Source organism: Streptomyces hygroscopicus subsp. hygroscopicus (assembly GCF_001553455.1).
Lineage (GTDB): Bacteria > Actinomycetota > Actinomycetes > Streptomycetales > Streptomycetaceae > Streptomyces > Streptomyces hygroscopicus.
This window is the reverse complement of sequence record NZ_BBOX01000052.1, coordinates 1-6,692: the sequence shown is the minus strand read 5'-3', so window position 1 is coordinate 6,692 and position 6,692 is coordinate 1. Positions and strand designations below refer to the sequence as shown.

The 6,692-nt window shown below is 74.9% G+C and carries 5 protein-coding genes; all 5 read left to right on the top strand.

The genetic code is table 11. The annotated features are described in order from the left end of the window. On the top strand, positions 1-855 hold an 855-nt coding region (locus tag AXW62_RS46615; RefSeq protein ID WP_289305992.1), incomplete at its 5' end, for a PEP-utilizing enzyme. Next, a complete protein-coding gene (locus AXW62_RS07080) occupies positions 852-1,652 on the top strand; it encodes a maleylpyruvate isomerase family mycothiol-dependent enzyme (RefSeq protein ID WP_060943730.1) in 801 nt (266 codons plus the stop codon). The genes AXW62_RS46615 and AXW62_RS07080, both read left to right, overlap by 4 nt. A gap of 98 nt (positions 1,653-1,750) precedes the next feature. Next, positions 1,751-2,323: a hypothetical protein gene (locus AXW62_RS07075; protein ID WP_060943729.1), complete on the top strand. Its 573-nt coding sequence runs from the start codon at positions 1,751-1,753 to the stop codon at positions 2,321-2,323. A 156-nt stretch (positions 2,324-2,479) separates the two neighbouring features. Further along, positions 2,480-2,860, top strand: a complete 381-nt coding sequence (locus AXW62_RS07070; RefSeq protein ID WP_159060824.1) for a GYD domain-containing protein — start codon at positions 2,480-2,482, stop codon at positions 2,858-2,860. Between the two features lie 213 nt (positions 2,861-3,073). Next, on the top strand, positions 3,074-6,692 hold a 3,619-nt coding region (locus AXW62_RS07065; protein WP_159060823.1), incomplete at its 3' end, for a beta-ketoacyl synthase N-terminal-like domain-containing protein.

The window sequence follows — 6,692 nt, the reverse complement described above, 5'->3', positions numbered from 1 at the left end:
CCCGCCTGCGCCGGGGTCGGCCACGGCCCGCTCGTCACCACCGTCGAGGAGGTCTTCCGGTATCCGCCCGGTACTGCGGTGCTGCTCCGCCCGACGACCGAGCCCGCCGACTTCCCCGCCATGGCCCAGGCCGCGGCGGTCGTCACCCTCGAGGGTGGCGGCACCTCCCACGCCGCCGTCGTGGCCCGCGAGCTCGACGTGCCCACCGTGGTCGGCGCCCAACTGCTGGATCCGGCGGTCACGGCCCGGCCGCACGGCCCGGAACCCGGCGGGGAGCCGCCCTTCGAGGTGACCGTGTGCGGCACCACCGGCCGGGTGTGGCGGGGCCGTGTCGCGCCCGCGCCGGGGGAGTCCGCGCTGGAACGGGCGGCGGAGCTGCCGTCGGCGGTGACGACGAACACGGTGATTTGCCTCTCCGCGCCGGACCCGGCCCCCGGGGCGGACGGCGGGACTGTCGGGGACGGCGGGGCCATTGGGGGCGGCGGGGCCGCCGGAGGAGCCCCCGGCATCGCGCTGGAGGACGCCACGGGCCGACCGCTCGCCGTCCTGGCCGCCCCGGCACCGGCCGGGGCGGAGGGAGCCGGGCCGCCACGGGTCCAGATGTGCGCCACCGAGGATGAACTGCCCGCCGCCGACGGGCGGCTCGTCGCCACCGGCGACCCGGGGGTGGCCGAGACCTGGACGGCACGGGGCGGCCGGGTCGCCTATCTGCACCCCGCGCCCGACCCGGCCCGCCCCTGGCACACCCGGCTGCCGGACTGCCCCCTCGCCTTCCTGGTGCTGCCCACGCCCGAGCTGACGGAGCACGCCCGCTGGTCCCTGGCCATCGCCGAGGCGAAGCGGAGCACGAAGTGACCGACGCCCCGGCAGACGCTTTGGCCGCCACCCCGACCGCCGGGCCGGGCCGGGACACCGCTCTGCGGGACCTGCGTCGCCAGTTCCACGCAGTGCGTGCGTTGCTCGCCGGGGTCGGTGAACGGGAGCTGGACCTGCTCACCCCAGCCGAGGGGTGGGCGGTCCGGCACCAGATCGGACACCTGGCGGACACCGAGGAGGTCGCGGCCGACACCGTCACCGCGGGCCCCCGGACGTTCGCCGAGGCGCTGCGGCCGTACCCGGACGCGGAGGCGTTCACGGCGGCCGGGGCCCATCGGGCGGACGGTCGGGGCCGGGACGAGTTACTGGCCTGGCTGATCCGCGCCCAGGAGGCCACCCTGGCCGCACTCGCCGGGGCCGGGGAGCGGACCAGGGTGCCCTGGGGCCTCGGCCTGTCGGTGCGCGCGTTCACCCAGGCCCGGCTCATGGAGAGTTGGGCGCACGGCTGGGACCTGGGCCGGGCGCTCGGCGTACCGGACCGGCTGACCGCCGAGGCGTGGCACGTGGCCTCGCTGGGCTACGACACGCTGCGGTTCGCGCTGGTGCGGGCGCGGGTGCGGATTCCGCCGGGCCGCACCCTGCGACTCGACCTCGAGGCGGGCCCGTTCGGCCGGTGGACCTTCGGCCCCGAGGACGCCACCGATGTGGTCGTAGGACCGGCGGATGCGTGGGTGCGGACGGTGACCCGCCGGTCGGCGGAACGGGCCCGGGAGCGGCTGCGGACGGACGGGCCGCTGGCCCGGCTCGCCGTCGCCCACGCCAAGGCGTACCTGTGACCCGCCCCCAGCTACCCGAAACCCACCTCCTACCCGAGAGCCACCCCCTGCCCGGAACCCCCAGACACACCAAGCACACGAGAGGCAGAAGAAGGACGATGAGCACTCCTGATGTCGACGGCGGCGTTCTGCACGCGCTGCGGGTGGGCGGCTGGCTGGGCGCCGAGCGCTTTCCCGCCTGGGGGGTGGCGGAGCCGGACGGTCCGCTGACCCGGCTGACCGGAGCGGGCCTGGTGCGGCAGGTGCGCAGCCCGCGCGGGGAGCTGTACGGGCTGACGCCCGAGGGCACCGAGGCGGCGGCGTCCGTGGTGGGGGACTGGCTGGCCGGTCTCACCGGGGACGGGCGCGCCGCGCTCACCGCGGCGCTGGCCGGGTTCGAGGCCCACGACGGCTCGCTCAAGCAGCTGGTGACGGGCTATCAGGCGGGCGGCCGGGAGACCATCGGCCGGGATCTGCGCGATTTCCACGAGCGGGCCCGGGACGCGCTGGCGGCGGCGGCCGCGGCCGCACCGCTGTGGGTCAGCTATCCACGGCGGCTGGAGGACGCCCTGCTCCGGGTGGAGAAGGGCGAACTCGACCACGTGGCCTCGCCGTTGCTGGAGAGCTACCACACGGTCTGGCACCTGGCCCACCGGGATCTGCGTCTGCTGTGCGAGGCCCTTCAGCCCTGACGCGCCGGCGTCGGCGCACCCTCCGGGAGTCCTCCGGTCCCGCCCTCTGGCCGCAGCGCGACAGGCGCTGTCGTCTTGCTGACAAACGGTTGGTGCGGTTACCGCGCGAGAGGCAGCATCAGCGGGAAGGACGGAATTTCTCGGAGGGTGTTTGCCGTGGTGCAGTATCTGATTCTTGCCCAGTATTCACAGGAAGTCGTCCGGGGGGTGCTGCACCATCCCGAGGGGATCATCGCCCGTGATGAGCACGCCTTCAAGTTCTACGGTTCTCTGGGCGGCAAGGTCGTGAACTACTGGTTCACCCGCGACGTCGAGTACAACTTCGCCGTCGTGGTCGAGTTCCCGGATGTCGAGGCCGCCCACGCCGCCGTGCTGACCGGCTACTCCACCGGAGCCTTCGTCAACAGCAAGCTCATTCCGCTGGCCTCCACCGAGGAATTCGTGGGGGCCCTGCGGCGCGCCGAACCGGCCGTCGAGCTTTTCTACCCGCCGCAGTCCCCGCCCCGGCCGGAGGGCGCCGAGGAAGCCGCTGAGTAAGCCATCGCGGCACAGCCGGCGGAAATCTCCCTGGCGGCTCGACACGGTCCTCTCCGTGGCGGTTCGGCACGGTCATTGTCGTGGCAGCTCGGCACGGTTCTTTCCGTGGCAGCTCGGCACGGTCATTTTCGTGGCGGTTCGGCACGGTCCTTTCCGCCGGCGCTCCGGCCTGCCCCGTCGCATGTTTCCCCAGCTCGTCCGAAAGAGGAAGACGTGAGCGGTTATCCCTCGATAGCGCGACCGGCCCCCGCGGCCGGGAACCTGGTGGATCTCCTTCGGCTGCGCGGCACGGAAGGCGGGCAGCGGCCGGCGTTCACCTACCTCGCCGACGGCGAGGCCGTCACGGAACGTCTCAGCTACGCGGACCTCGACCTGCGGGCCCGCGCCATCGCCGCCGACCTGCGGAGCCGGCACGCCCCCGGCGAGCGGGTGCTGATGCTGTACCCGTCCGGCCCCGAGTTCGTGGCCGCGTTCTTCGGCTGTCTGTACGCGGGCATGGTCGCCGTCCCCGCCTACCCGCCGCGCTCCGACAAGCACGCCGCCCGGCTGGGCGCGGTCGCCGAGGACTCGGGCGCCGCGATCGTCGCCGCCCCCGGCTGGCTGTACGACCAGCTCGCCGGGACGTACCACCCACAGGCGCGCTGGGTGGCCACCGACCGGGTCCCGCCGTCCGCGGCCGACGACTGGAGCCGGCCGGAGGTGGCCCCGGACGCACTGGCCTTCCTGCAGTACACCTCCGGGTCCACCGGCAACCCCAAGGGGGTGATGCTCAGCCACGCCAACCTGCTGCACAACTGCCGGATGATGGCCGAGGCGATGGGCCACAGCGAGCAGCCGGTCTTCGTCTCCTGGCTGCCGCTCTTCCACGACATGGGGCTGATCGCCAATCTGCTCCAGGCCCTGTACTGGCACGCCGAGCTGATCTACATGCCGCCGGAGGCGTTCCTGCTGGAGCCGATCCGCTGGCTGCGCGCCCTCTCCGACCACCAGGGCACCCTGAGCTGCGCGCCGAACTTCGCGTACGAGCTGTGTGTGCGCCGCACCCGCCCCGAGGACCGTGCCGGGCTCGACCTGAGCGGCTGGCAGGTGGCCCTCAACGGCGCCGAGCCGATCCGCCCCGACACCCTGGAGCGCTTCACCCGGACCTACGCCGAGTACGGTTTCCGGGAGTCCGCCTGGTACCCGGGGTACGGGCTCGCCGAGAACTCCGTCTTCGTCTCCGCCGGGCTCCCCGGAGACGGCGCGACCGTCCACCACCTGGACGGCCCGGCGCTGGAACAGGACCGGATCGTCGAGGTCGCCCCCGGCACCCCCGGCTCCCGGGCGCTGGTCGGCGTCGGCCACGCGCACCTGGACCAGCGGCTGGCCGTGGTCGACCCGCGGACCCGGCGCCCGGTCCCGGACGGCCAGGTGGGCGAGATCTGGCTGAGCGGACCCAGCGCCGGCCACGGCTACTGGCAGCGCCCCCGGGAGACCGCCGAGACCTTCGGCAACCGGCTGGCCGGCGAACCCGCCGACAGCGCCGAGACCTGGGTGGCCACCGGCGACAAGGGCTTCTTCACCGCCGACGGCCGGCTGTGCGTCACCGGGCGCGTCAAGGACATGATCATCATCCGCGGGCGCAACATCTACCCGCAGGACATCGAGCGCACCGTCGAAGGCGTCCACCCCGTCTTCCGGCCCGGCTGCACCGCGGCCTTCGCCCTGGATCCCGAACCGGGCACCGGCGGCTCCGCCGGCGAGGAGCGCGTCGTGGTGGTCCAGGAGGTCCGCCAGGACGACGTGGACGCCGAACGGCTGGGCGCCGCCGTCGCCGAGGCGGTCGTCGCCGAACACGATGTGGCGCTGCACGCGCTGGTCCTGCTGCGCACCCGTGCCGTCCCCAAGACCTCCAGCGGGAAGATCGCCCGCCGGGCCGCCCGGCGCGGCTACCTCGACGGCACCCTGGACGCCGTCGCCACCTGGACTGGCCTCGCCCCGGCGGCCCCGGCCCCGGAATCCGCCGGGCCCGCCCGCGAGGACCTGGTCCGGCTGGTGATCGAGACGGTCGCCGACCACCTGGGCGTCGCGCCGGACCGGCTCGACCCCCGGGCCACCTTCCAGACGTACGGGGTCGATTCGGCCTCCGCCGTCGCCATCTCCGGTGCCCTGCGGCGCGCCCTCGGCCGCCGCCTGCCCGCGGCCCTGCTCTACCAGCATCCGACGGCCGAGGCCATCGCCCGCCACCTGGCCGGCGACACCGGCACCGGCGACACCGGCACCGGCGACACCGCCACCGGCGACGCGGCCACGGCCCACGGCGCCCCCGGACGCGGTGAGCCCATCGCCGTCGTGGGCATGGCGTGCCGGATGCCCGGCGCCGAGGACACCGAGGCGTTCTGGAAACTGCTGCTGGACGGCACGGACGCGATCACGGAGGTGCCCGCCGACCGCTGGGACGCGGACGCCCTCTACGACCCGGAGCTGAAGCGGCCCGGCGCCACCAGCACCCGCTGGGGCGGGTTCCTGCCCCACGTGGCCGACTTCGACCCGGAGTTCTTCGGCATCGCCCCCAGCGAGGCCGTCGCCATCGACCCGCAGCAGCGGCTGCTGCTGGAGGTCGCCTGGGAGGCGCTGGAGAACGCCGCGATCGTGCCCGACTCGCTGGCCGGCAGCGCCACCGGGGTGTACGTCGGCATCAGCAACAACGACTACACCCGGCTGACCGCCGGGGCCAGGGAGGCGCTCGGCGCCCACTACGGCACCGGCAACGCCCTGAGCGTCGCCGCGGGCCGGCTCTCCTACCTGCTGGACCTGCGCGGCCCCAGCATGGCCCTGGACACCGCCTGCTCCTCCTCGCTGGTCGCCGTGCACCAGGCGTGCGAGGCGCTGCGCCGCGGCGAGACCGGCCTGGCGCTGGCCGCCGGGGTGAACCTCATCCTCAGCCCGGACTACACCGCCGTCTTCTCGCGCGCCCGGATGATGGCGGCAGACGGCCGCTGCAAGGCGTTCGACGAGCGCGCCGACGGCTACGTACGGTCCGAGGGCTGCGGGGTGGTGGTGCTCAAGCCGCTGTCCCGGGCGAGGGCCGACGGCGACCGGGTGCTGGCCGTCATCCGCGGCTCGGCCGTCAACCAGGACGGCCGCTCCTCCGGGCTGACCGCCCCGCACGGGCAGGCACAGAGCGATGTGATCCGGGCGGCCTGGGACGCGGCGGGGGCGACCCAGGACGAGTTCGGCTACATCGAGGCGCACGGCACCGGCACCGCGCTGGGCGACCCCGTCGAGTACGAGGCGCTGACCGAGGTGCTCACCGGGGGACCCGGCCCGCGCGGCGGGACGGCCGGGCCGTGCTACCTCGGCTCCGTCAAGACCAACATCGGGCACCTGGAGGCCGCGGCCGGTATCGCGGGCCTCATCAAGGTGGTGCTCTCCCTCCAGCACGGCACCATCCCGCCGCATCTGCACCTGACCCGGCCCAGCCCGCACATCGCCGGACTGGAGAGCCCGCTTCGGATCCCGGTCGAGCCGCGCGCCTGGCCGGCCGGGCGCCGCACCGCGGGCGTCAGCGCCTTCGGCTTCGGCGGCACCAACGCCCATGTCGTGCTGTCCGAGGCCCCGGCGGACGGACCGGGCGACGCCCAGGGCGCGCCCGGGGACGGCACCACGGCGCCCGCGCGAGAGGCCGACGAGGTGCTGACCCTCTCGGCCCGCACCCCCGAGGCGCTGCGCGACCTCGCCGGGCGCTACGCCGCCCGGCTGGCCCGCGCCGACGAGCCGTTCGGCGACCTCGCGCACACCGCCGCCACCGGCCGCACCGCGTGGCCGCACCGGCTGGCGGTGGCCGCCGCGA